This window comes from Pseudomonas sp. B111, assembly GCF_026428275.1.
Taxonomy (GTDB): domain Bacteria; phylum Pseudomonadota; class Gammaproteobacteria; order Pseudomonadales; family Pseudomonadaceae; genus Pseudomonas; species Pseudomonas aeruginosa.
Genome location: NZ_CP097857.1, coordinates 4,782,134 through 4,808,520 on the forward strand (window position 1 = coordinate 4,782,134; position 26,387 = coordinate 4,808,520).

The 26,387-nt window shown below is 64.5% G+C and carries 19 protein-coding genes; 4 read left to right on the forward strand and 15 right to left on the reverse strand.

From position 1 onward, the window contains the following. Positions 1–20: 20 nt before the first annotated feature. Entirely contained in the window at positions 21–788 is a 768-nt protein-coding gene (locus tag M6E97_RS22160; RefSeq protein ID WP_003095812.1) for a ParA family protein, read from the reverse strand. A gap of 90 nt (positions 789–878) precedes the next feature. After that, positions 879–1,784: a LysR family transcriptional regulator gene (locus M6E97_RS22165; RefSeq protein ID WP_003095817.1), complete on the reverse strand. Its 906-nt coding sequence runs from the start codon at positions 1,782–1,784 to the stop codon at positions 879–881. Between the two features lie 175 nt (positions 1,785–1,959). On the opposite strand from M6E97_RS22165, the gene M6E97_RS22170 reads away from it, so the two are divergent. Continuing rightward, positions 1,960–3,276 (forward strand): MFS transporter, encoded by a 1,317-nt coding sequence (locus M6E97_RS22170; protein WP_003103690.1) that lies wholly within the window; start codon positions 1,960–1,962, stop codon positions 3,274–3,276. A 27-nt stretch (positions 3,277–3,303) separates the two neighbouring features. Here the strand turns inward: M6E97_RS22170 and M6E97_RS22175 are convergent, their stop codons facing one another. Continuing rightward, on the reverse strand, positions 3,304–4,233 hold the full coding sequence (locus M6E97_RS22175; RefSeq protein WP_019486040.1) for an oxidoreductase: 930 nt from the start codon (positions 4,231–4,233) through the stop codon (positions 3,304–3,306). Between the two features lie 111 nt (positions 4,234–4,344). Here M6E97_RS22175 and M6E97_RS22180 point away from each other — a divergent pair, with 111 nt between their 5' ends. Together M6E97_RS22180 and M6E97_RS22185 are read left to right on the forward strand one after the other, a co-directional pair. Further along, the gene (locus tag M6E97_RS22180; RefSeq protein WP_021263522.1) at positions 4,345–5,418 is read left to right on the forward strand and encodes an AraC family transcriptional regulator; all 1,074 of its coding nucleotides are present in this window, start codon (positions 4,345–4,347) and stop codon (positions 5,416–5,418) included. Between the two features lie 73 nt (positions 5,419–5,491). Continuing rightward, positions 5,492–6,472, forward strand: coding sequence for a hypothetical protein (locus tag M6E97_RS22185; protein WP_003114568.1), 981 nt, complete (start codon positions 5,492–5,494; stop codon positions 6,470–6,472). A gap of 120 nt (positions 6,473–6,592) precedes the next feature. Here the strand turns inward: M6E97_RS22185 and hemE are convergent, their stop codons facing one another. The 11 genes from hemE to pilM form a co-directional block, all read right to left on the reverse strand. Beyond that, positions 6,593–7,660, reverse strand: a complete 1,068-nt coding sequence (gene hemE, locus M6E97_RS22190) for a uroporphyrinogen decarboxylase (RefSeq protein ID WP_021263521.1) — start codon at positions 7,658–7,660, stop codon at positions 6,593–6,595. Between the two features lie 176 nt (positions 7,661–7,836). Continuing rightward, positions 7,837–9,270, reverse strand: coding sequence for an FAD-dependent oxidoreductase (locus M6E97_RS22195; RefSeq protein WP_049310645.1), 1,434 nt, complete (start codon positions 9,268–9,270; stop codon positions 7,837–7,839). Positions 9,271–9,298: 28 nt separating this feature from the next. After that, complete coding sequence (gene gltB / locus M6E97_RS22200) at positions 9,299–13,744, reverse strand: glutamate synthase large subunit (protein WP_003103700.1); 4,446 nt, start codon at positions 13,742–13,744, stop codon at positions 9,299–9,301. A gap of 224 nt (positions 13,745–13,968) precedes the next feature. Next, positions 13,969–15,624 (reverse strand): AAA family ATPase, encoded by a 1,656-nt coding sequence (locus tag M6E97_RS22205; RefSeq protein ID WP_003141778.1) that lies wholly within the window; start codon positions 15,622–15,624, stop codon positions 13,969–13,971. 6 nt (positions 15,625–15,630) lie between these two features. Beyond that, positions 15,631–16,737, reverse strand: a complete 1,107-nt coding sequence (gene aroB, locus M6E97_RS22210; RefSeq protein ID WP_003107839.1) for a 3-dehydroquinate synthase — start codon at positions 16,735–16,737, stop codon at positions 15,631–15,633. Between the two features lie 49 nt (positions 16,738–16,786). Next, a complete protein-coding gene (gene aroK / locus M6E97_RS22215; protein WP_003095833.1) occupies positions 16,787–17,305 on the reverse strand; it encodes a shikimate kinase AroK in 519 nt (172 codons plus the stop codon). Between the two features lie 11 nt (positions 17,306–17,316). Then, positions 17,317–19,449 carry a type 4a pilus secretin PilQ gene (pilQ, locus tag M6E97_RS22220; RefSeq protein WP_023100018.1) on the reverse strand — a complete coding sequence of 711 codons (2,133 nt, stop codon included), beginning with the start codon at positions 19,447–19,449 and terminating at the stop codon, positions 17,317–17,319. A 53-nt stretch (positions 19,450–19,502) separates the two neighbouring features. Next, positions 19,503–20,027 (reverse strand): type 4a pilus biogenesis lipoprotein PilP, encoded by a 525-nt coding sequence (pilP, locus tag M6E97_RS22225; RefSeq protein WP_003116136.1) that lies wholly within the window; start codon positions 20,025–20,027, stop codon positions 19,503–19,505. After that, complete coding sequence (gene pilO / locus M6E97_RS22230; RefSeq protein WP_003116135.1) at positions 20,024–20,647, reverse strand: type 4a pilus biogenesis protein PilO; 624 nt, start codon at positions 20,645–20,647, stop codon at positions 20,024–20,026. The genes pilP and pilO overlap by 4 nt, the downstream gene beginning before the upstream one ends. After that, entirely contained in the window at positions 20,644–21,240 is a 597-nt protein-coding gene (pilN, locus tag M6E97_RS22235; protein ID WP_003141783.1) for a type 4a pilus biogenesis protein PilN, read from the reverse strand. Before pilN ends, pilO begins: the two co-directional genes overlap by 4 nt. Beyond that, positions 21,240–22,304, reverse strand: a complete 1,065-nt coding sequence (pilM, locus tag M6E97_RS22240; protein WP_003110888.1) for a type IV pilus assembly protein PilM — start codon at positions 22,302–22,304, stop codon at positions 21,240–21,242. Before pilM ends, pilN begins: the two co-directional genes overlap by 1 nt. 184 nt (positions 22,305–22,488) lie before the next feature. Between pilM and M6E97_RS22245 the strand changes: the two genes are divergently transcribed. Further along, positions 22,489–24,960 (forward strand): penicillin-binding protein 1A, encoded by a 2,472-nt coding sequence (locus M6E97_RS22245; protein ID WP_003135771.1) that lies wholly within the window; start codon positions 22,489–22,491, stop codon positions 24,958–24,960. Between the two features lie 95 nt (positions 24,961–25,055). Here the strand turns inward: M6E97_RS22245 and M6E97_RS22250 are convergent, their stop codons facing one another. Beyond that, on the reverse strand, positions 25,056–26,324 hold the full coding sequence (locus M6E97_RS22250; RefSeq protein ID WP_003095842.1) for a malic enzyme: 1,269 nt from the start codon (positions 26,322–26,324) through the stop codon (positions 25,056–25,058). Positions 26,325–26,387 lie beyond the last annotated feature (63 nt).

The window sequence follows — 26,387 nt, forward strand, 5'->3', positions numbered from 1 at the left end:
AGCGCTGCCGCAGAGGCTGCTCAGCTTTCGAGCAGCCCGTGCAACTCGACGAACTGCTGGGTCAACTTGTGCCGCGGTTCGAGGAAGATCAGCGGGGTGCAAGCCTGGTGCGACTCGCGCATCTTCACCGAGCTCATCAGGTACACCGGCAGCACCGGCAGTTCCTCCGCCACCAGCTCGTCGAGCAGTTGCTGCGGCAGGCTGGCGCGCGGCTGGAACTGGTTGACCACGATGCCCTCGACCTGCAGGTCTTCGTTGTGGTCGTCGCGCAGTTCCTCGATCTCCTGGAGAAGGCCATACAGCGCCTGGCGGGAGAAGCTGTCGCAATCGAAGGGAATCAGGCAGCGATCGGCAGCGATCAGCGCAGATACCGTGTAGAAATTCAGTGCCGGCGGGGTATCCAGGTAGATCCGGTCGTAGTCTTCGTCCAGTTCGTCCAGCAATTTGCGCAGCTTGTTGATCTTGTGCTTCGACTCCAGCTTCGGCTGCAGGTCGGCCAGTTCGGGGCTGGAGGTGACGATGTGCAGGTTGTCGAACGGCGTCTCGTAGATGTCGACCCTGCCCTTCTTGCTGAAGGGCCCGGAAGACAAGGTCTGCTTGAAGAAGTCGGCGATCCCCACCGGCAGGTCCTCGCCGGTCAGTCCGGTCAGGTAGTGCGTGGAGTTGGCCTGGGCGTCCAGATCCACCAGCAGGGTGCGATAGCCCTCCGCCGCGCTGACCGCCGCCAGGTTGCAGGCGATGCTGGACTTGCCTACCCCGCCTTTCTGATTGAACACCACGCGCCGCATGGGAAATCTCCGTGAGCCGAGCCTGATCCCGGATGATAGGCAAAGCCGCGGGCAAGCGCGAGCGCCGTCTCGGTCCTGACATAGAGCGGTTCAGCGCCGGCGCAGGCTGGCCGCCTCGCGGGTCACCAGGTCGATGAAGGACAGCGCCAGCGGCGAGCCCTCGTTCTGCCGGCGGACCAGCCATACCGCAGTCGTCGCCTCGGGATCGCTCAGGGTGCGGTAGACCACGCCGTCGACCCGGGTGCGGCGGAACGACGCCGGCAGGATCGACACCCCCAGTCCGGCCGAGACCAGGCCGATGATGGTCATCGCCTCGCTGGCCTCCTGGGCGATGCGCGGGCTGAAGCCGGCCTGTCGGGTCAGGGCGATGACCTGGTCGTAGAGCCCGGTGCCGTAGCTGCGCGGGAAGAACACGAAGGGCTCCTCGGCCAGGGCGGCGATGGCCAGGCCATCCTCGCTGCCGGCCGCCAGCGGATGGTCGGCCCGCAGCACCGCCACCAGCGGTTCGCGGAACAACTCCACCCAATGCACCGCATCCGGCAGCGCCAGCGGGCGGATCACGCCCACCTGCAGGCTTTCCTCGAGCAGCGCCTTGAGTACCTGGCGGCTGCTCATTTCCTGCAGGTCGAGGTGTACGTCCGGATAGGCCTTGCGGAAGGCATGGATGCTGCTGGGTATGGTCGAGGTGAAGGGTGCCGAGGAAGTGAAACCGATCTTCAGCTCGCCCAGTTCCCCCAGGTGGGCGCGACGCGCCAGCAGCACCGCCTTGTCTACCTGGGCCAGCACCTGGCGGGACTCGTCGAGGAACAGCCGGCCGGCGTCGGTGAGTTCGACGCGGCGGTTGGTGCGCTCGAACAGGCGCGCACCGATTTCCTCCTCCAGCGCCTGGATCTGCTGGCTCAACGGCGGCTGGGAGATCCCCAGGCGCTCGGCGGCGCGGCCGAAGTGCAGCTCCTCGGCGACGGCGATGAAATAGCGCAGGTGCCTGAGTTCCACACGGCCCCTCCAATTAGGTCTTTTTACATATCAATCGTGTCGATCAATATATTGGAAATCATATAAACCTATCTATATCCTTTGCCACATAACCTCCAACAACGACCCCTTGTCCCTGAAATCCAGGTGGCGCGGCCTCGTTGTGCCTGCTCGCCACCGTCCCCAGAGGTGCCCCGTGAGCAATCCGCAAGTCCGGCCACAGGCCGAAGAAGAACCCGCGTTAATCGAGGCGGCCCGCGAAGCAGCCAACGAGGTGCTGGAAGCCGCCACCGAAGTCGAACGCTATATCGAAAAAGGCACCCCGCAGTTCATGCGCACCTCCCTGGCGCTGTTCTCCGGCGGTTTCGCCACCTTTGCCCTGCTCTACTGCATCCAGCCGATGATGCCGGTGCTGTCCAAGGCGTTTTCCATCAGCGCCGCGGAAAGCAGCCTGGCATTGTCCGTCGCCACCGCCATGCTCGCCCTTGGCCTGCTGGTCACCGGCCCGATCTCCGACGCGATCGGCCGCAAGCCGGTGATGGTCGTCTCGCTGCTGGCCGCCGCGCTGTTCACCCTCGGCAGCGCGGTGATGCCCACCTGGCATGGCGTGCTGCTGATGCGCGCGCTGGTCGGGCTGTCCTTGAGCGGCCTGGCCGCGGTGGCGATGACCTATCTCAGCGAAGAGATCCATCCGCAGCACATCGGCTTGTCGATGGGCCTGTACATCGGCGGCAACGCCATCGGCGGGATGAGCGGACGCCTGATCAGCGGCGTCCTGGTCGATTTCATCTCCTGGCATGCCGCACTGGCGGTCCTCGGCGGCCTGGCCCTGGTCGCCGCGCTGGTGTTCTGGCGCGTGCTGCCCGAGTCGAAACACTTCCGGCCGGCACCGCTGAAGCCGGCGACCCTGCTCAACGGCTACCGCTTGCACTTCCGCGACGCCGGACTGCCCTGGCTGTTCCTGATCGGCTTCCTGCTGATGGGCAGCTTCGTCACCCTGTTCAACTACATCGGCTACCGCCTGCTGGCCGAGCCCTACCACATGAGCCAGGCGGTGGTCGGCGTGCTCTCGGTGGTTTACCTCTCGGGCATCTACAGCTCGGCCTGGGTCGGTTCGCTGGCCGACAAGCTGGGGCGACGCAAGGTGCTCTGGGCGGTCATCCTGCTGATGCTCGGCGGCCTGCTGCTGACCCTGTTCGAGCCGATCCCGCTGATGCTCGCCGGCCTGTTGCTGTTCACCTTCGGCTTCTTCGGCGCGCACTCGGTGGCGAGCAGCTGGATCGGGCGCCGCGCCCTGCGCGCCAAGGGCCAGGCCTCGTCGCTCTACCTGTTCAGCTACTACGTCGGCTCGAGCCTGGCCGGCACCCTCGGCGGGGTGTTCTGGCATTACTACGGCTGGAACGGCATCGGACTGTTCATCGGCTCGCTGCTGGTGGTCGCGGTATTGGTCTCGCTGCACCTGGCGCGCCTGCCGGCCCTGCCTGGCAACACTCTGGCGCAGGCCGCCCACTGAGTTCGAGGCGCCGGTCTCCCGGCGCCTTCACTCCGACCAGAAGCGTACTCCGGTCAGTTCTTCCGATAGCGCCCACAGCCGCGCGGCCAGCCCCAGGTCGCGCGCATTCCGCGGAATCCGCGCCGCCGCCGGATAACCGCGGGTTTCCAGCCAGCGATCTGGGCCGACATAGGCGCCGCCATACCAGCGCTGTTCGGTCAGCGCGGAAAGTGCCGGCAGCGCCCCCATCTCAGCCGATTGCGCGAACGCTCCGTTGGCCACCTTCATCGCCCAGCGTCCCAGGCGCGAACCAGACATCGCCGGCGCCGCGTACTGCAGGTTGGTCGCCGCGTAGCCCGGATGCGCCGCCAGGCTCTGCAGAAGCACGCCCCGCTGGCCGGCGCGGCGCTGCAACTCCAGGCTGAACAGCAGATTGGCCTGCTTGCTGTGGCAATAGGCGAGATAGCGGTTGTAGCCGCGCTCGGCGTTGAGGTCGTCGAGCGGCAGCCGGCCGAACTGGTTGAAACCGCTGGTCATGCCCACCACCCTGGGCCGTGGAGCGGCCAGCAACGAGTCCAGCAGCAGTCCCGTAAGCGCGAAGTGGCCAAGGTGATTGGTGCCCATCTGCATCTCGAAACCGTCGCGGGTACGCCGCAGGGGCAGGAACATCACTCCGGCGTTGTTGAACAAGAGATCGAGGCGTTCGTGGCGCTGGCGGAAACCGGCGGCGCAGGCGCGGATCGAGGCGAGGTCGGCCAGGTCGAGATCGGCCAGCTCCAGGCGTGCCTGGGGATACTCGTCGAGGATCGCCCGCCGCGCCCGCTCCGCCTGTTCGCGATTGCGGCAGGCCATCACCACGGTCGCCCCTTTGCCGGCCAGCGTGCGCGCCGCCTGCCAACCCAGGCCGCTGTTGGCGCCGGTGACCAGCGCCAGGCGCCCGGCCAGTTGCGGAATGTTGCGTCGTACCCAGGGATGCATCGCTCGTTCTCCGCTTGACTGCGTTGCCGGGCAGTATCGCGGCGCCAGCCAATGCAGCGGCAGACGCGCTCGCGCCAGACTGCCGATCATTTCGGGCCAGGACACGCCAGCATGAGCCGCCGCACGGACTCCGACGCACCGACCATCACCGCCGCCTATCCGCGCCTGCTGCTCGGCCTGCTGGAGGAACGCGGCCTGGACGGACGCGCGCTGCTGCGGGAAATCGGTCTGTCGACGCTGCGACTGGAAGAGCCGGAAGCACGCGTAACATCGCAGCAGTACCAGGCGATCGCCGCCACGGCGCTCGCGCTGAGCGGCGACCCCGGCCTGGGCGCACAGCTCGCCTTGCGCACGCCTCCCACCGCCCATGGCAGCCTGGGCTACGCGATGATGGCCTCGGCGACGCTCGGCGATGCCTTGTGCCTGGCGCTGCGCTACATGCCGCTGCTGCAGGGCAACGTCGAAATCAGCCTGCTGCGCGAGGACGAGCAGGTGATCCTGCGCCTGCTGCCAGGCCCTGCGCTCCCGCCGGCGCTGCACCGGTACTTCAGCGAAGCCCTGCTGATCGGCCTGTATCGCTCCGGCGCCTGGCTGCTCGGCGAACCGGCCCTGGCCGGCAGGCTCGACTTCGACTATCCCGAACCTGCCGTGCCTGTGCCGCTGCCGCAGTGCCGCTACGACCAGGCCCACGTCCAGCTGGTGTTCCCCGCCATCCTGCTCGCCCGCTCGCTACCGATGGCCGATCCGGCTGCATTGCGCCGCGCCCGCGAACACTGCGAACGCGAACTGGCGCTGCTCGATGCCGGCCGCCGGGACATCTGCGCCCGCGTGCGGCTGGAGCTGGAACGCCAGGAACAGCGTTTCCCCAACCTGGAGGAAGTAGCCACGCGCCTGCACCTGTCCAGCCGCAGCCTCAAGCGGCATCTGCATGACGCCGGCACCAGCTTTCGCCAGTTGCTCGGCCAGGCTCGCCAGCGCCAGGCCTTGCGATTGCTGCGGCGTCCCGAGGTGTCGTTGCAGCGTATCGCCCTGTACCTGGGCTACAGCGATCCAACCAACTTCACCCGCGCCTTCAAGCGCTGGACCGGCGAGCCGCCGAGCGACACCCGCGCCCGCCTGCTGGGCGGGCAACCAGTTTCACGAACAAATGCCAAGCGCTCGACAAATCCCTCGCGTTTCCCTTGAGCGCGGCAAGCGCTGTCCTATGCTGCTGCGGCCGGCATCCGGCCGGCCTCGACAGCGATATGAAAGGGACTTTATGAAACCAGCGATCAAGCGCGCCTGCCTGCTCGGCACGGCACTGTTCTCCCTCTGCGCCAGCGCAGCCCAGGCGGCCGGCGTTCTGGTAGGAACCTGGGACCTGCGGGGCAACGGCCAGCTCGCCGCGGTCTACCGCGACGGCGCCAACCTGCAGGTGGTGGAAGGCGGCAGCACCCGCAACTACAGCTTCGGCAACGTGGTCTGGTCGGTCTTCGGCGCCACCGATACCGACGGCCAGCCCGGCGCGGAAATCCTGGTCAAGGCCGGTCCCGACCTGGTGATCGTCTCCCACGCCAGCACCACCCAGCGCAAGTACCCGGTAGGCAACGTCTCCTGGGCGATCATGCGTGCCACCGACGTCGACAACGTCGCCGGCGACGAAGTCATCCTCAGCATCGGCAACGGCGTGCGCACCGTATTCGATCGCACCCGTACGCAACGCGACGCCACCTTCAGCTACAACGGCACCTGGGGCCTGTTCGACGTCGCCGACGTGGACGGCGCGCCGGGCAAGGAACTGGTGCTGAACATGGGCAACGGCGTCAAGGTCATCGACCCGCGCACCAGTGGCGCCAAGGACTTCACCTTCAGCGGCTACCACGCGCTCGCACAGATCGCCGACCTCGACGGTCAGCCCGGCGCGGAGATCATCGGCCGCACCAGCACCGGCATCTACGTGATCAGCAACGCCAGTTCCCGCAAGGAATACAGCATCGGCGCCAGCGCCTGGGCACTCTATGGCGGCACCGCGGACACCGACGGCAAGCCGGGCAACGAGCTGATCGTGGTGATGCAGGGCAAGGTACGGGTCATCCACCACGCCAGCGGTGCCAGCAGCGACTACCGCATCGGCGACGTCAACTACAGCATCGATTCGGTGGCCGACATGGATGGCCAGCCGGGCGCGGAAATCCTCGTGCGCGACGCCAACGGCAAGCTGTTCGTGATCAACGACCGCACCGGCAAGGTAAGCAGTTGAGCCGGGCGGGTTGCGTAGGGCGGGTACGCCACCGGCGCGACCCCGCCAAGCAACGCGCCGGAGGGCCGTCGGCCCGCGCATGAAAAAGGGGAGCCTCGGCTCCCCTTCTTTCGTTCCGGCTCAGCCGTGGTACTGCGCCGACAGCTCGTGCACCGCCTCGAAGAAGGCGCCGGCATGGGCCGGGTCGACTTCAGGGGTGATGCCGTGGCCGAGATTGAACACATGCCCCGTACCCTCGCCGTAGGCCGCCAGGATCCGCGCGACTTCGGCGCGGATCGCCGCCGGATTGGCGTAGAGCACCGAGGGATCCATGTTGCCTTGCAGGGCTACACGCTCACCGACACGGGCCCGGGCGCTGCCGATGTCGCAGGTCCAGTCCAGGCCCAGCGCCTCGGCGCCGACCTCGGCCATCGACTCCAGCCACAGGCCGCCTCCCTTGGTGAAGAGGATCACCGGCACCCGGCGTCCGTCGTGCTCACGGATCAATCCATCGACGATCTTGCGCATGTAGGCCAGGGAGAACTCCTGGTAGGCCGCCGCCGACAGGCTGCCGCCCCACGAGTCGAAGATCTGCACCGCCTGGGCGCCGGCGCGGATCTGCCCGTTGAGGTAGCTGGTCACCGATTGCGCCAGCTTGTCCAGCAGGGCGTGCATGGCCTTGGGGTTGTCGTAGAGCATCGCCTTGGACTTGCGGAAGTCCTTGCTCGAGCCGCCCTCGACCATGTAGGTGGCGAGGGTCCAGGGGCTGCCGGAGAAGCCGATCAGCGGTACGCGGCCGTTCAGCTCGCGGCGGATGGTGCGCACGGCGTCCATCACATAGCCCAGGTCCTGTTCCGGGTCGGGAACCGGCAGCGCCTCGATGTCGGCCAGCGACGAGACCACCTTGCGGAAGCGCGGGCCTTCGCCGGTCTCGAAGTACAGGCCCTGGCCCATGGCATCGGGAATGGTCAGGATGTCGGAGAAGAGGATCGCGGCGTCCAGCTGCGGGTAACGGTCCAGCGGCTGCAGGGTCACTTCGCAGGCCAGCTCGGGGTTCATGCACAGGCTCATGAAATCGCCGGCCTTGGCACGGGTGGCACGGTATTCCGGCAGGTAACGACCGGCCTGGCGCATCATCCAGACGGGGGTGACATCGACGGGCTGCTTGAGCAGGGCGCGGAGGAAGCGGTCGTTCTTCAGGGCAGTCATAACGGCATCCGATCAAAGGCTGCTGGCTTCACGCGGGCGCGTGCGGAAGGGGGTTATCCACAGGCCGGCGGGCGAAAAGGGCCGCTATTGTCGCAAAGCACAAAACAAAAGGCACGGCGGGGGCCGTGCCTTTTGTCTATCGCGGTGATTTGTCGCAGCGCCGGTGGCGCCGCGGATCAGACGCCAAGGTAGTCGAGGATGCCTTCGGCCGCGGTACGTCCTTCGAAGATCGCCGTCACCACTAGGTCGGAACCACGGACCATGTCGCCACCGGCGAAGATCTTCGGGTTGCTGGTCTGGTGCTTGAACTGCGCCTGCGCCGGAGCCACCACGCGGCCCTGGCTGTCGGTGGCGATCTCGAAGCGCTCGAACCACGGCGCCGGACTCGGCCGGAAGCCGAAGGCGATCAGCACGGCTTCCGCCGGGATGATCTCCTCGGAGCCGGGAATCGGTTCGGGGCTGCGGCGTCCGCGGGCGTCCGGCTCGCCGAGACGGGTCTCGACCACCTTCACGCCTTCCACCCGGTCCTCGCCGACGATGACGATGGGCTGGCGGTTGAAGAGGAACTTCACGCCCTCTTCCTTAGCGTTCTTCACTTCCTTGCGCGAACCCGGCATGTTTTCTTCGTCACGGCGATAGGCACAGGTAACCGACTTGGCGCCCTGGCGGATCGAAGTGCGGTTGCAGTCCATCGCGGTGTCGCCGCCGCCCAGGACCACCACGCGCTTGCCCTTCATATCGACGAAGTCCTCGGCCGACTTCTCGAAGCCGAGGTTGCGGTTCACGTTGGCGATGAGGAAGTCCAGGGCGTCGTGTACGCCCGGCAGGTCCTCGCCGGGGAAACCACCCTTCATGTAGGTGTAGGTGCCCATCCCCATGAACACGGCATCGTACTCATCGAGCAACTGCTCCATGGTCACGTCCTTGCCGATCTCGGTGTTCAGGCGGAACTCGATGCCCATGCCGGTGAACACCTCGCGGCGACGGCTGAGGACGTGCTTCTCCAGCTTGAACTCGGGAATGCCGAAGGTCAGCAGGCCGCCGATCTCCGGGTTGCGGTCGAACACCACCGGGGTCACGCCGTTGCGCACCAGCACGTCGGCGCAGCCGAGGCCGGCCGGGCCGGCACCGATCACCGCGACGCGCCTGCCGGTCGGCTTGACCTTGGACAGGTCCGGGCGCCAGCCCATGGCGAAGGCCGTATCGGTGATGTATTTCTCCACCGAGCCGATGGTCACCGCGCCAAAGCCGTCGTTGAGGGTACAGGCACCCTCGCAGAGGCGGTCCTGCGGGCAGACCCGGCCGCAGACTTCCGGCAGGGTATTGGTCTGGTGCGACAGTTCGGCGGCGGCCAGGATGTTGCCTTCGGAAACCAGCTTCAGCCAGTTCGGGATGAAGTTGTGTACCGGGCACTTCCACTCGCAGTAGGGGTTGCCGCAGCCCAGGCAGCGGTGGGCCTGGTCGGCGGCCTGCTGCGGCTTGAACAGGTCGTGGATCTCCACGAACTCGCGCTTGCGCTGGCGCAGCAGCTTCTTCTTCGGGTCCTTGCGCCCGACTTCGATGAACTGGAAGTCGTTGTTCAGGCGGTCGGAATTCAGACGTTCAGACATATCGAAACCTCATCACAACTTCGGGCGCTTATTGCGGGTTGGCACGGGTGCTGGTCAGCAGCGAACCGAGGCTGGCCGCCTTCGGTTTCACCAGCCAGAACCGACGCAGGTAGTCATCCAGGTTTTCCAGGATGTTCGCGCCCCACTCGCTTGCCGTTTCGTTCACGTACTCGACCAGGACCTTGCGCAGGTGGCTGCGATAGGCCTCCATCGCCTCGCCGCTGATCCGCTGGATTTCCACCAGCTCGTGGTTCACGCGGTCGACGAAAGTGTTGTCCATGTCGAGGACGTAGGCGAAGCCCCCGGTCATGCCGGAGCCGAAGTTGTAGCCGGTCTTGCCCAGCACGCAGACGAAACCGCCGGTCATGTATTCGCAGCAGTGGTCGCCGGTGCCTTCCACCACCGCATGGGAACCGGAGTTGCGCACGGCGAAGCGCTCGCCGGCGGTTCCGGCGGCGAACAGCTTGCCGCCGGTGGCGCCGTACAGGCAGGTGTTGCCGACGATGGCCGATTCCTGGGTCTTGAACGGACTGCCCTTGGGCGGGGTGATCACCAGCTTGCCGCCGGTCATGCCCTTGCCTACGTAGTCGTTGGCGTCGCCTTCCAGGTACAGGTGCAGGCCACCGGCGTTCCACACGCCGAAGCTCTGTCCCGCGGTGCCCTTGAAACGGAACACCACCGGTGCCTTGGCCATGCCCTGGTTGCCGTGCAGGCGGGCGATCTCGCCGGATACCCGCGCGCCGATGGATCGGTCGCAGTTGCAGATGTCCAGCTCGTACTCGCCGCCGCTCAGGCCTTCGATGGCGGCCTTCGACAGCTCGACCATCTTCTCGGCCAGCAGGCCCTGGTCGAACGGCGGGTTTTTCTCCACCTCGCAGAACTGCGGCTTGTCGGCCGGGATCAGCTCACTGCCCAGCAACGGAGCGAGATCCAGGTTCTGCTGCTTGGCGGTCTCGCCGGGGAGGATCTCCAGCAGGTCGGTGCGGCCGATCAGCTCGCCCAGGCTGCGCACGCCGAGGCGCGCCAGCCACTCGCGGGTTTCCGTGGCGATGAAGGTGAAGAAGTTGATCACCATCGCGGTGGTGCCGATGAAGTGGTCCTTGCGCAACTTGTCGTTCTGCGTCGCCACGCCGGTGGCGCAGTTGTTCAGATGGCAGATGCGCAGGTACTTGCAGCCCAGGGCGATCATCGGCGCGGTGCCGAAGCCGAAGCTCTCGGCGCCGAGAATGGCCGCCTTGATCACGTCCAGGCCGGTCTTCAGGCCGCCATCGGTCTGCACCCGGACCTTGCCGCGCAGGTCGTTGCCGCGCAGGGTCTGGTGGGTTTCCGCCAGGCCCAGTTCCCAGGGCGAGCCGGCGTACTTGATCGAGGTGATCGGCGAGGCGCCGGTACCGCCGTCGTAGCCGGAGATGGTGATCAGGTCCGCATAGGCCTTGGCCACGCCGGCGGCGATGGTGCCGACGCCAGGCTCGGATACCAGCTTCACCGATACCAGCGCCTGCGGGTTGACCTGCTTGAGGTCGAAGATCAGCTGCGCCAGGTCTTCGATGGAGTAGATGTCGTGGTGCGGCGGCGGCGAGATCAGGGTCACGCCGGGCACCGCATAGCGCAGGCGGGCGATCAGGCCGTTGACCTTGCCGCCCGGCAACTGGCCGCCCTCGCCGGGCTTGGCGCCCTGGGCCACCTTGATCTGCAGGACCTCGGCGTTGACCAGGTATTCCGGGGTCACGCCGAAGCGGCCGGTAGCCACCTGCTTGATCTTCGAACTCTTCAGCGTGCCGTAGCGCGCCGGGTCCTCGCCGCCCTCGCCGGAGTTGGAGCGACCGCCCAGGGTGTTCATCGCCTCGGCCAGCGCCTCGTGGGCCTCCGGCGACAGCGCGCCGAGGGAAATCCCGGCGGCATCGAAGCGCTTGAAGATGGCTTCCAGCGGCTCCACCTCGTCGAGCGCCAGCGGCTGCGCGGCGGTCTTCACCTGCAACAGGTCGCGGATCATCGACACCGGGCGCTGGTCCACCAGCGCGGTGTATTCCTTGAACTTCTCGTAGTCGCCCTGCTGCACGGCAGCCTGCAGGGTATTCACCACATCCGGGTTGTAGGCGTGGTATTCGCCGCCATAGACGAACTTCAGCAAGCCGCCCTGCTGGATCGGCTTGCGGTTGCTCCAGGCCTCGGCGGCCAGGAGCTTCTGCTCGTTCTCGATATCGACGAAGCGCGCGCCCTGGATGCGGCTGGCGACTCCGGTGAAGCACAGGTCGGTGACCTCGTCGGACAGGCCCACAGCCTCGAACAGCTGCGCGCCACGGTAGGACGCGACGGTGGAGATGCCCATCTTCGAGAGAATCTTCATCAGGCCCTTGGAGATCCCCTTGCGGTAGTACTTGAACACCTCGTAGAGGTCGCCCAGCACTTCACCGGTGCGGATCAGGTCGGCCAGCACCTCGTAGGCGAGGAACGGATAGACCGCCGAGGCGCCGAAGCCGATCAGCACCGCGAAATGGTGCGGATCGCGGGCGGTGGCGGTCTCCACCAGGATGTTGGAGTCGCAGCGCAGCCCGGTCTGCACCAGGCGATGGTGCACCGCGCCGACGGCCAGGGCAGCATGCACCGGCAGTTTGCCGGGAGCGATATGGCGGTCGCTGAGGATCAGCAGCACCTTGCCGCCGCGCACGGCTTCCTCGGCCTGGTCGGCGATGTTGCGCACCGCGGCCTCCAGGCCCATCGACTCGTCGTAGTTGAGGTCGATGAAGTGGCGGTCGAAGCCCGGGCGGTCCAGGGTCATGATGGTCCGCCACTTCGCCGGCGAGATCACCGGAGTGGTGAGGATCGCCTGGTTGGCATGGTGCGGGGCTTCCTCGAAGATGTTCTGCTCGACGCCCAGGCAGGTTTCCAGGGACATCACGATGGCTTCGCGCAGCGGGTCGATCGGCGGGTTGGTGACCTGGGCGAATTGCTGGCGGAAGTAATCGTACGGAGAGCGGATGCGCCGGGAGAGGATCGCCATCGGCGTATCGTCGCCCATGGAGCCAACCGCTTCCTGGCCCTGCTCACCGAGCGGACGCAGCACCTGGTCACGCTCCTCGAAGGTGACCTGGAACATCTTCATGAATTGCTTGAGCTGGTCGGCGTCGTAGCTGGCCACGCCATGGTCGTCGTCCAGGGTCGCCTGGATGCGCAGGGCATTCTGCCGCAGCCATTGCTTGTAGGGATGGCGCGACTTCAGGCGGTTGTCGATGTCGTCGCTGTGCAGGACCTGGCCGGTCTCGGTGTCCACCGCGAGGATCTGCCCCGGACCGACGCGACCCTTGGCGATGACGTCCTCGGGCTTGTAGTCCCAGACGCCGATTTCCGAGGCCAGGGTGATGTAGCCGTTCTTCGTGGTGACCCAGCGCGACGGGCGCAGGCCATTGCGGTCGAGCAGGCAGACGGCATAGCGACCGTCGGTCAGCACGACGCCGGCGGGGCCATCCCAGGGCTCCATATGCAGCGAGTTGTACTCGTAGAACGCGCGCAGGTCGGCGTCCATGGTCTCGACGTTCTGCCAGGCCGGCGGGATGATCATGCGCAGGCCGCGGAACAGGTCCATGCCGCCGGTGACCATCAGTTCGAGCATGTTGTCCATGCTCGACGAGTCGGAGCCGACGCGGTTCACCAGCGGGCCTAGCTCTTCCAGGTCGGGGATCAGTTCGTTGGTGAACTTGGTCCGCCGTGCCTGGGCCCAGTTGCGGTTGCCGGTGATGGTGTTGATCTCGCCGTTGTGGGCGAGGAAGCGGAACGGCTGCGCCAGCGGCCATTTCGGCAGGGTGTTGGTGGAGAAGCGCTGGTGGAATACGCAGATCGCGGTCTGCAGGCGCTCGTCGCCAAGGTCCGGATAGAAGGCGGCCAGGTCGGCCGGCATCATCAGGCCCTTATAGATGATGGTCTTGTGCGAAAAGCTGCAGATGTAGTGGTCGCTGTCGGCGGCGTTGGCCACCGACGAGCGGCGCCGTGCGCTGAACAGCTTGATGGCGAAGTCCTGGTCGCTCAGGCCGGCGCCGCCGATGAACACCTGTTCGATCTGCGGCAGGCGCTCCAGCGCCAGGCGGCCGAGAACGCTGGTATCGATCGGCACCTTGCGCCAGCCGACCAGCTCCAGTCCGGCGGCGACGATCTCGCGATTCATGTTCTCGCGTGCCGCCTCGGCTTTCACCGGGTCCTGGTTGAAGAACACCATGCCCACCGCGTATTGCTCGGGCAGGTCGACAGAAAAGGCTTCCCTGGCGACGGCACGCAGGAACAGGTCGGGCTTCTGGATCAGCAGCCCGCAGCCGTCCCCGGTCTTGCCATCGGCATTGATCCCACCGCGGTGGGTCATGCAGGTCAGTGCTTCGATTGCGGTTTGCAGAAGTTGATGGCTCGGCTCGCCCTGCATATGGGCGATCAGGCCAAATCCGCAGTTATCCTTGAACGTTTCAGGATGGTACAGACCTGCTTTCATAAGGAACTCTCACCGGCAAAACTTTTTTAGTCATCTACTTCGCCTGTCACCCGCTCATGCGGCGAGTTTTCGACAGGCAAAGGGAGGCCATTGTACATAGGTGCACAAGGCCTCACAAATTTTGCGGCGAGAAAATGAAATTCAATGTCGCCAAAATGAAAGACGAAACCCGCCGGTCATGCTAACGACTAGCGAGTTTCGTCAAGAGGCGACGGCAGGTCGGATCAATGCGCCTGGCCGATCTCCTGCTGGATGCTGGCGAAGGTACGCGGCCACGGCTTGCCGGCCTGCACCTTGGACGGCAGTTTTTTCACTGCGGCCAGGGCGGCGGCACGATTCGGGAAGCTGCCATAGGTGACGACGTAGAACGGCTTGCCTTGCAGGGTTTTCTTGAAGTAGCGGAAATCGCCGCCGCCCTGCTGGCGAATGAACGCCTGGGCATTGGCTTCGGAGCCGGTACCGAGGATCTGCAGGGCGAAGTTACCACCAGACTGGTTGCGATACCACTGGCTTCCCGCACCGCCACCGCTGGCCGGCTTGGCGGCCGGAGCCGGGGCCGGCTTCGCCGCGGCGGTGGTGGCCGGCTTGCTCGCCGCCGGCTTGGCCGGAGCGGGGGCCGGGGCCGGCTTGCTGGCCGGGGCGCTGGCGACCGGCGCGGCCGGTGCCGGGGTCTGCGCCGGAGTCGGGGTCGCCGCAGGCGCGGTCGGTTCGGTCGGCGCCGGCGGCACCGGATGCATCGGCGTGACGCCGTTGTTGGCCAGCGGCGTCACCGGAGGAGCCGAGCTGGAAACGGTAGGCGGCACCGCGGCGGACGGCAGGCCGCCTTCGTCGTCGCCACCTTGCCCGGCGGCCTGGGCCAGCGGCTCGCGAATGACCGGCTGCGACTCGCCGACCAACGGTAGCGGCAACGGCTGGCTGGAGCCGTTGAACTCCACGGCCGGGCCGCTGCCCGGCTGCTGGGCCTGGGCCGGCGTAGCGCCATTCATGGACAATTCGGTAGAGGCGGTCTGCGGCGCCTCCGGCTTGCTCTTGCCTTGCATGAACCAGGCGGCGATCACGCCGATGGCCACGACCGCAAGAATCACCAGATGCTTCTTGGGCAAGTTGAAAGACCCTCCGGTTGCCTTGCGCGCTGCGCCACGATTGGCCAGCATCGCTTCGATCAGGGCATCGCGGGCGACCTGGTTGATCGCTCCCGGCCAGCCTTCCGACTGCTCGTGGATGTCCACCAGCAGGTCGTTGGAAATCAGCTCGATGCCCTGCCCGGCGCCCTCGAGACGCTGGGCCAGGTAGTCGCGGGTTTCCTCTTCGCTGTATGGCTGCAACTCGATGGCATGGAAGCGCTCCTCACCCTCGGAAAACACCTCCAGGCGCGGCAGCAACGACGGCTCACCGAACAGGAATACATGCAGGCGTCCCTCGTTGGTGCCGGAAGCCAGCAGCAACAGCACTTCCAGCGCGCTGTCCTGGAGCTGCTCGGCATCGTCCACCATCAGGTAGACGTCCTGCCCGGTGATCGCCAGCTGCGCCACCTTGGTCAGGATCGCCTCCAGGCTCGCCTGGTTGATGCTCAGGCCCTGCGCCACTTGGCGCAGCAACGAAGTCTCGTCGGCGGCGGTGCGCGCCGAGATCACCACGCTGAGGACCGCATCCTTGTTGGTGCTGGCCACCAGCGCCTGGCGCAGCAGGGTCTTGCCGCTACCCAGGGGCCCGGTGACCAGCAGCAGGAGCTGGCTGTAGCGGGCCAGATGGTGCAACTGGCCGAGCACCGGCTTGCGCTGCGCCGGGAAGAACTTGAAACCCGGAACGCGCGGCGCGAACGGGTCGTGACTGAATTGGTAGTGGCCCAGGAAGGCCTCATCGGCATGCAAGCTGGTCATGGGACCTCATTCATCTCCAAGCTGGTCGGCCAAGGCCCGATAGTCGGTGCGCAGGGTCGCGTCCAAGATCTCACGGGGAAAATCGCCGGTGACCACGGCATTCCCCAGTCCTTGCAGCAAAACCAGACGCAGGCGGCCATCGAGCACTTTCTTGTCGACGGCCATGTGTTCCATAAAATCTTCCGCCGTCATCTCGGCCGGCGGTACCACGGGCAGGCCAGCCCGGCGCAGCAGACGGATACCGCGATCGCGCTCGGCGGCGCTCAGCCAACCCAACCGATGCGACATCTCGAGTGCCATCACGGTTCCCGCCCCTACCGCTTCGCCGTGCAACCAGACGCCGTAACCTTGCTGGGTCTCGATCGCGTGACCGAAGGTATGGCCGAGGTTCAGCGTGGCACGCACGCCCGACTCGCGCTCGTCGGCGCCCACCACGCGGGCCTTCGCCGCGCAAGAGCGCTCGATGGCCTCGGTGACAACGGTCGGCTCCAGTGCCAGCAAGGCATCCATGTGCTCTTCCAGCCAGGTGATGAACGGTTCGTCGCAAATGAAACCGTACTTGATCACCTCCGCCAGCCCGGCGGACAGCTCGCGGGACGGCAGCGTCTTCAGCGACGCGGTGTCGATGACCACCGCCTGGGGCTGGTAGAACGCACCGATCATATTCTTGCCCAACGGATGGTTGATCCCGGTCTTGCCGCCCACCGAGGAGTCGACCTGGGACAACAGGGTGGTCGGCACCTGGATGAAGTTGACCCCACGCTGGTAGCAGGCCGCGGCGAAACCGGCCATGTCACCGATGACGCCGCCGCCCAGGGCGATCAGGGTAGTCTTGCGGTCATGCCGCTCCTTCAGCAGGGCATCGAAGATCAGTTGCAGGGTTTCCCACTGCTTGTAGGCCTCGCCGTCGGGCAGCACCACAGGGGTGACCTCGTGGCCTTGCAGTGCCTTGAGCAGGGTTTCCAGATAGAGAGGAGCGACCGTTTCGTTGCTGATCACCGCGACCCGGCGACCGACGATATGCGGCGCGAACCAGCGGGCGTCGCCCAGCAGGTTTTCACCGATGTAAATGGGATAGCTACGCTCGCCTAGATCGACGTGAAGTGTGCGCATGAGGCCCCCAGACAGGAAAGGGCAATAGGATAACGCAATTCGCCGCGCCTCAGCGGGGCGGCAACTTGCGCAGGCGTTCGAGAATTTCCTGGACGACCAGGCGCGGCGGCCTTTCGTCGGTCTCCACCACCACATCGGCGATTTCGCGGTAGAGCGGGTCGCGCAGCGCCATCAGGTCGCGGAGGATCTGTCCCGGGTTGGGCTTCTGCAACAAGGGGCGGTTGCGGTCCCGCGCCGTGCGCGCGATCTGGTGCTCGACCGAGGCATGCAGGTACACAACCCGGCCACCGGCGCGCAGCACCTGGCGGTTACCGTCGCGCATCACCGCCCCGCCGCCGGTGGCGATCACCATGCCGTCGGCGGCGCAGAGTTCGGTGAGCATGGCCTGCTCACGCTCGCGGAAACCGACCTCGCCCTCGACATCGAAGATCCATGGGATATTCGCGCCGCACCGCTGTTCGATCTCCTTGTCGGAGTCCTTGAACGCGAGATGCAGCTCCTTGGCGAGCAGGCGCCCGATGGTGCTCTTTCCAGCACCCATCGGGCCGACGAGGATCAGGTTGACCACGTTGTTCGATATCAGCGACCGATTGCGATGGCCTGATTATTCATGATCCGCGGTGTCAGGAAAACCAGAAGTTCGTTTTTCGTATCGGAGACCGTATCGCGGCGGAACAAACGGCCCAAGTAAGGCAGGTCACCGAGGAAGGGTACCTTGTCGACAGCCTTTGTCTGGGTGTTGCTGAATACACCGCCGATAACGATGGTTTCACCATCGTTGACCAGAATCTTGGCGTTAACCTCGTTCTTGTTGATCGGAGGAACTCCATTCAAAGCATTCTGGAAGTCGGGAGCATCCTTGGTCACCTTCACCTCAACGATGATCCGATTGTCTGGAGTGATCTGCGGCGTCACCTCCAGAGAAAGAGCGGCCTCCTTGAACGAGGTGCTGGTCGCACCACTGGAACTGGCCTCCTGATATGGGATCTCCGATCCCTTTAGGATCTTCGCGGTTTCCTTGTCAGAAGTTACGACCTTGGGTTGCGAAACCACTTCGCCGTTCCCGGTTTTCTCCATGGCCGATAATTGCAAGTCAAGAATGATGTTATCGGTGATAAAGCCAATACCGATACCGGAACTAGCATCCTTGGCCCCCATATCCACAAATGGGGTCGGAGAATTATCTCTGGTCGGGAACGTACACTGCCCCTGGAACGGCCCGCAGTTGTAACCTTCCTTATCCTTGATGCCCATGTTGCCGTTCTTGCCGTAGCTGTTCCAGTTGCCATTGTGGTAGGCACCACCCCAACGCACACCAAGACTCTTGTCGTACCCCACGTTGGCCTCGACGATACGGGCCTCGATCATCACCTGACGAACCGGGATGTCCAACTGGGAAACGATTCGGCGTAGCTCGTCCAGCCGCTCCTGCGGCTGATAGGCAATGATGCTGTTGGTACGGTCATCTACGGTAATCGAACCACGAGAATTTTCTTTCTCTTCGCCACTACTAGTAACCGACTGGAACAGCTTGGCAATGTCCGCGGCCTTGGCGTAGTTCACCTGGATCAGTTCCCGACGCAGTGGCGCCAACTCGGCGATCTGCTTCTGCGCTTCCAGCTCCTGGCGCTCACGGGCGGCGATCTCGTCGGCCGGGGCCACCAGCAGCACGTTGCCGAGCTTGCGCTTGTCCAGGCCCTTGGTCTTCAGCACCAGGTCCAGCGCCTGGTCCCACGGCACGTTCTGCAGGCGCAGGGTGATATTGCCCTGCACGGTATCCGAGGCCACCAGATTCAGGTCGGTGAAGTCGGCGATCAGCTGCAGTACCGAACGCACGTCGATGTCCTGGAAGTTCAGCGACAGCTTCTCGCCGGTATAGGCGAAATTGTCCTTCTTGCGCCGCTCGGCGTCTTCCGTGGTCATCGGTTTGATGCTGACGGTCAGGCGATTGTCGGTCTGGTAGACCAGGTAGTCGTAGAGCCCGCTCGGCTCGATGGTGATGCTGGTACGGTCGGATTGCGCGCTGGCGTTGACGAACTGCACCGGCGTGGCGAAGTCCTTGACGTCCAGGCGAACCCGCAGCGCATCCGGCAGTTGGGTCTTGGCGAAGTCCAGGCGGATCTTGCCGCCCTGCTCCTGGATATCCGGGCTCAAGGTCGGGTCGGACAGGTCGATGACCACGTTGCCCTCGCCCTTTTCGCCACGCTGGAAATCGATGTTGCGGATGGCACGACCCGCCGGCACGTACGGCTTGGGCTTGATCGGCTGGGCATAGCTGGCCGGAGCCGGGCTTGCCCTGACCGGAGCGGCGGAAGCGACGCTGGCGCCGGCCGGCGAATTGCCGACCACCACGAAGAGGTTGTTGCCTTCCACCCGGGTGGTGTAGGACGACAGCGTGGTCAGGTTGATGATCAACCGTGTGCGATCCTTCGCCTCGACCACCGTGACGCTGCGCGTATTGCCCACGCTCAGCTCGCGGTTCTTGGTGCCGAGCTTGTTCTGCACCCCCGGCAGATCGAGGGCGATTCGCGCCGGCTGCTCGATGGTATAGCCACGCGGCGCGGCGACGGGCTCGTCGAACTGCAGCTTTAGCTCGACCCGGTCGCCAGGCAGTGCCGCCACGTCGAGTTTCTCCAGGTCCGCGGCGAGCAATGCCGGCGCGAACATGGCGGCCAGCAAAGCGATCCCGAGGCGCGAGAGGCCACTGTTCATCGTCCGACTCCGTTGTACAGACTGCTGTTGGTTATGCATGTTTTTCCCCGCCCTCAGGAGCGTTCCTTGAGAGTCAGGCTGCGCGGACGCTCCAGCCAGTTCCCCTCTCCGTCAGGAACGATTTCAATCACGTCTATTTTTCCTTCGCTGATGCCGACGACCTTGCCGTCGTTGCGTCCCAGGTAGTCCCCGACCCTCACCCGATGCACGCCACCTGCGCCCTTCACCAAGGCGAAGGTACCCTGGGCGTTGGACAGTGTGCCGACCATCTCGAAGGTTTCGATGTTGAAACCTTCCAGGAACTGCTTGACCCGTGTCTCGTCGGGTTTAACCACCTTGTTGCCTTTCTGCCGCACGGTCAGGTCGATCTTCACCGGCGGCTGGAACGGACTACGCAGGTTCGAAGCGCTATAAGTAAAAGCTTCATATGGCTGAAACTTCGGCAGAGGCTCGATATTGCCCTTAGGTCGAGCACGTACCTCGTTCATATAGGCTTGAAGATCGCCGAACTCGGAATTCGCGCCGCAACCGGCAAGCATGGTGAGCAGCAAGCTGCTCAGAATCAGGCGGGCTCTCATTTCTTCAGCCCCTTGTCGTTGTAGCGGTAGGTCTTGGCCAAGATGCTCATGCGCAGCTTCGAGGTGTTATCGGGCGAAGCCGGCTTGATCTCGAAGTCATGCAGGGTAACGATCCGCGGCAGGCTGGACACGCCGCTGACGAAGGTCGCCAGGTCGTGGTAGCCGCCGACCACGCTGATCTGGATCGGCAGCTCGATATAGAACTGCTGAGTGACTTCAGGGAGCAGCTTGATCTCCTCGAACTCCAGGCCGCTGCCCAGACCGGTACGAGTGATGTCCTCGAGCAGCCCGGGTACCTCGGTGTCGCTGGGCAACTGCCGCAGCAAGGCGCCGAAGGACTCCTCCATCTCCTTCATCTGTGCCTTGTAGGCTTCCAGGTTCGCGGCCTGGAACGCTTTGGTAGCAAATTGCTGCTTGAGCGATTCTTCTTGCGCAGCCTGCTGTTCGAGCTGTGTTTGCAAGTCACGGAGATGGAAGTTGTAGCCCAGCGCCAGGACCGCCGCGGTCAGCAGCACGCAGACGATGACCTTGACCGCCGCCGGCCAGGAACCGATGTTGTTCAGATCGAGGTCGTTTACGTCGATCTTGCGCAGACTTTCCAGGGAACTGGCCAGACTCATTTCTTGGCTCCTTGCGCAACCCCATGCTTCGCCTTGGCGTCTTCCTCGCCGGGCTGCGTCTGCTGCACGGTCAGTTGGAACACGTTGGCCTGGTCCACCGCGCCCTGGGTCACCGCCTTGACCTCGTTCAGGGTCGGAGCGGTCAGCCACTCGGACGCGTCCATGTTGCGCATGAGATTGGAAACGCGGTTGTTGGACTCGGCCGCGCCGGCGATGGCGATGTTCTTGCCGGTCATCTTCAGGTCGGTGAAATACACACCGTCAGGCAAGGTGCGCACCAGTTGGTCGAACACCCGACCAATGATCGGGCGGTTGCCCTGCAGGTCCTGAATGATCTTCATCCGCTCGAGCAACTGCTGGCGCCGCGATCTCAACTCGCTGATTTCCTTGATCCGCGCATCCAGCACAACGATCTCCTTGCGCAGGAAGTCGTTGCGCGCGCCCTGATGCTCAATCGCAGTGTTGAGATATTGGCCACCAAGAAACACCAGTGCGCCGGAAACCAAAAGGACGCCGCCAAGAATCACCAGGAACTGCTGCTTGCGCTGCTCGCGCAGCTCTTCGCGCCAGGGTAGAAGGTTGATCCGTGCCATCAGTCGAAACTCCTCAACGCCAGGCCGCAGGCGATCATCAACGCCGGAGCGTCGCTGGCCAGGGCGCCGGCATTCACCTTGCCGTTCAGCGCCATGTCGGCGAACGGGTTGGCGACCAGGGTCGGGGTGCCGATCTTCTGCTGGATCAACCGATCGAGATCCTGGATAGACGCCGTACCGCCCGCCAGGACGATGTAGTCGACGTCGTTGAACTGTCCGGCGGCGAAGAAGAACTGCAGCGAGCGGGAAACCTGCTGCACCACGGCGTCCTTGAACGGACGCAGAACTTCGCTGTCGTAGTCATCCGGAAGACCGCCCTGCTTCTTGGCGAGGCCGGCTTCCTCCACCGAGAGTCCGTAACGCCGCTGGATCTCCTCGGTGAGCTGGCGACCGCCGAACAGCTGTTCGCGGGTATAGATGGTGCGTCCGTTGTGCAGGACGCTCAGGGTGGTCATGGTCGCGCCGATGTCCACTACCGCCACGGTCAACTGGTCGGTGTCGGCACCCAGCTGGCTGCTCAGCAGCGCATAGGAGCGCTCCAGCGCGTAGGCCTCGACGTCGACCACCTTGGCGGTCAGGCCGGCCAGCGCCAGGGCCGCTTCGCGAACCTCGACGTTCTCTTTCCGACAGGCGGCCAGGAGTACGTCCACGCGCTCGGGATTGCGCGCGGAGAGTCCCTGGACCTCGAAGTCGATGGCGACTTCCTCCAGCGGATAGGGGATGTACTGGTCGGCCTCGATCTTCAGCTGGTTTTCCAGTTCATCCTCGGAAAGCCCGGCCTCCATCTCGATGGTCTTGGTGATCACCGCCGAACCGGCGACGGCGACCACGGCCGACTTCAGGTTGGTTTTCGCCTTGACCAGCACCCGTGACAACGCCTGGCCGACCCCTTCCAGCTCGACGATGTTCTTTTCCACGACTGCATTCGGCGGAAGCGGCTCGACGGCATAGGCCTCCACTTTGTAGCGGCCTCCGGAGCGGCTCAACTCAAGGAGCTTTACCGAGGTCGAGCTGATGTCGATCCCCAGCAAGGTGTTCGCTTTCTTCTTTATGAGCCCTAGCACGACCAATTCCCTATTAGCGTTCAATACTTACGAACGATTCTTCTTTTTTCACATTAGATACCAGAGCCGAAGGCCAGGCAAATGGCTAGGTCACAGAAAAATTGCTTATAATGTGAACAGCTTTTGCCTTTTTCCTGTCCTATTCGCTTAACTCTTTCTTTTTCCTGGAAATCCGAATCTACCCATGCGCCTGCTGAAGTTCCTGTGGTGGACTTGCGTCACCCTGATTTGTGGAGTGCTGCTCAGTTTCAGCGGCGCCTATCTCTATCTGAGTCCCAGCCTGCCCTCGGTGGAAGCTCTGCGTAACGTCCAGCTGCAGATCCCCCTCAAGGTCTACAGCGAGGACGGCAAGCTGATCTCCGAGTTCGGCGAGATGCGCCGGACGCCGATCCGCTTCGCCAACATCCCGCAGGACTTCATCCATGCCCTGCTGTCCGCCGAGGACGACAATTTCGCCAACCATTATGGCGTCGATGTGAAAAGCCTAATGCGCGCCGCCGCGCAATTATTGAAAAGCGGTCACATCCAGACTGGCGGCAGCACCATCACCATGCAGGTAGCGAAGAACTACTTCCTTACCAATGAAAGAAGCTTCTCGCGAAAGATCAATGAAATCCTCCTGGCCCTGCAGATCGAGCGACAGCTGACCAAGGACGAGATCCTCGAGCTTTACGTCAACAAGATCTACCTGGGCAACCGTGCCTATGGCATCGAGGCTGCCGCACAGGTCTATTACGGCAAGCCGATCAAAGACTTGAGCCTGGCCGAGATGGCGATGATCGCCGGCCTGCCGAAAGCGCCCTCGCGCTACAACCCGCTGGTCAACCCGACCCGCAGCACGGAACGGCGCAACTGGATCCTCGAGCGCATGCTCAAGCTCGGCTTCATCGACCAGCAGCGCTACCAGGCCGCCGTCGAGGAGCCGATCAACGCCTCCTACCACGTGCAGACCCCCGAACTGAATGCGCCCTACATCGCCGAGATGGCCCGTGCCGAGATGGTCGGCCGCTACGGCAGCGAGGCCTATACCGAGGGCTACAAGGTCATTACCACGGTCCGCAGCGACCTGCAGAACGCCGCCAGCCAATCGGTCCGCGACGGCCTCATCGACTATGACCAGCGCCACGGCTACCGCGGCCCGGAGACCCGCCTGCCGGGCCAGACCCGCGACGCCTGGCTCAAGCACCTGGGCCAGCAGCGCAGCATCGGCGGCCTGGAGCCGGCGATCGTCACCCAGGTGGAAAAGAGCGGGATCATGGTGATGACCCGCGACGGCAAGGAAGAAGCCGTGACCTGGGACAGCATGAAATGGGCACGCCCCTTCCTCAGCAACAACAGCATGGGCCCGATGCCGCGCCAGCCCGCCGACGTGGCCCAGGCCGGCGACCAGATCCGCGTGCAGCGCCAGGAAGACGGCACCCTGCGCTTCGTACAGATTCCCGCCGCACAGAGCGCGCTGATCTCCCTCGACCCGAAGGACGGGGCGATCCGCTCGCTGGTCGGCGGCTTCTCCTTCGAGCAGAGCAACTACAACCGCGCGATCCAGGCCAAGCGCCAGCCGGGCTCCAGTTTCAAGCCGTTCATCTACAGCGCGGCCCTGGACAACGGTTTCACCGCCGCCAGCCTGGTCAACGATGCGCCGATCGTGTTCGTCGACGAGTACCTGGACAAGGTCTGGCGACCGAAGAACGACACCAACACCTTCCTCGGCCCGATCCCGCTGCGCGAAGCCCTGTACAAGTCCCGCAACATGGTCTCGATCCGCGTCCTGCAGGGCCTGGGCATCGAGCGGGCGATCAGCTACATCACCAAGTTCGGCTTCCAGCGCGACGAACTGCCGCGCAACTTCTCCCTGGCCCTGGGTACCGCGACAGTCACACCGATGGAAATCGCCGGCGCCTGGAGCGTATTCGCCAACGGCGGCTACAAGGTCAATCCGTACGTCATCGAACGCATCGAGAGCCGCGACGGACAGGTGCTGTACCAGGCCAATCCGCCCCGCGTGCCGGTGGAAGAACAGGTCGCTGCGCCGGATGCGGAAGACGCCGGGAATCCTGGCGACCCCGAGCATCCGGAGAGCGCCGAAGGCGAAGGTTCGATCGAAGCCCAGCAAGTCGCCGCCAAGGCCCAGACCACCTTCGAGCCGACCCCGGCCGAACGGATCATCGATGCCCGTACCGCCTATATCATGACCAGCATGCTGCAGGACGTGATCAAGCGCGGTACCGGGCGCCGCGCTCTGGCGCTGAAGCGCACCGACCTGGCCGGCAAGACCGGCACCACCAACGATTCCAAGGATGGCTGGTTCTCCGGCTACAACTCCGACTACGTGACCAGCGTCTGGGTCGGCTTCGACCAGCCGGAGACCCTGGGTCGCCGCGAGTACGGCGGTACCGTCGCGCTGCCGATCTGGATCAGGTACATGGGCTTCGCCCTCAAGGACAAGCCGATGCACACCATGGCCGAGCCGCCAGGCATCGTCAGCCTGCGCATCGACCCGGTAACCGGCCGTTCGGCCGCGCCGGGCACTCCCGGCGCCTATTTCGAGATGTTCAAGAACGAGGACACCCCGCCCTCGGTCAACGAACTGCCGCCGGGCAGCTTCCCTGGCAGCCCGCTGCCGGATGACGAAGGCGCGCCGATCGACCTGTTTTGAACCGGCGCCGGCGCTTCGTCGACGACGACGGAGCGCGAGGCGCAGGCAAAAAGAAACCCCGCCAAGGCGGGGTTTCTTTTTATCCGGCGGATCGATCAGCCGTTGAAGACTTCGTCCACCGATTTCAGCGGATAGTTCTTCGGATACGGCAGGGTAGCCACGCCGGTCTCGATGGCAGCCTTGGCCACGGCATCGGAAACCACGGTGATCAGGCGCTTGTCCATCGGCTTCGGAATGATGTACTCGCGGCCGAATTCCAGCTTGTCCACGCCATAGGCGGCGCAGACGTCCTCCGGGACCGGCTGCTTGGCCAGGTCGCGCAGGGCCAGGGCGGCGGCGATCTTCATCTCTTCGTTGATGCGCGTGGCACGTACGTCCAGGGCACCGCGGAAGATGAAGGGGAAACCGAGCACGTTGTTGACCTGGTTCGGATAGTCGGAACGTCCGGTAGCCATGATCACGTCGTTGCGGGTGGCATGGGCCAGTTCCGGCTTGATCTCCGGGTCCGGGTTCGAGCAGGCGAACACGATCGGGTTCGGCGCCATGCGCTTGAGGTCTTCCGGCTCCAGCAGGTTGGCGCCGGACAGGCCGACGAACACGTCGGCGCCCTCCAGGGCGTCGGCCAGGGTACGCTTGTCGGTCTCGGTGGCGAACACCGACTTGTACTGGTTCAGATCGTCGCGACCGGCGTGGATCACGCCCTTGCGGTCGATCATGTAGATGTTCTCGACCTTGGCGCCCATGCTCACCAGCAGCTTCATGCAGGAGATGGCGGCAGCGCCGGCGCCGAGGCAGACGATCTTCGCTTCTTCCAGCTTCTTCCCGGCCAGTTCCAGCGCGTTGAGCATGCCCGCCGCGGTCACAATGGCGGTGCCGTGCTGGTCATCGTGGAACACCGGGATGTCGCACTGTTCGATCAGCGCGCGCTCGATCTCGAAACACTCGGGAGCCTTGATGTCCTCGAGGTTGATACCGCCGAAGGTGATGGAAATACGCTTGACGGTATCGATGAAAGCCTGCGGGCTCTCGGCGTCGACCTCGATGTCGAACACGTCGATGCCGGCGAAGCGCTTGAACAGCACACCCTTGCCTTCCATCACCGGCTTGGAGGCCAGCGGGCCGAGGTTACCCAGGCCGAGAATCGCGGTGCCGTCGGAAATCACTGCCACCAGGTTGCCCTTGCCGGTGTACTGATAGGCCAGCTCGGCATCGCGGGCGATTTCACGCACCGGCTCGGCGACACCCGGGCTGTAGGCCAGGGACAGGTCCCGGGCGGTAGCGGTGGGTTTGGTCAGCTCGACACTCAGTTTTCCCGGACGGGGTTGTGCGTGATATTCGAGGGCAGCGGTTTTAAGATCGGACATTTGGGCACTTCCGCTTTATTGCTTGTTGGACAGACGGGGCGACCGAGCATACGCAAGAAGACG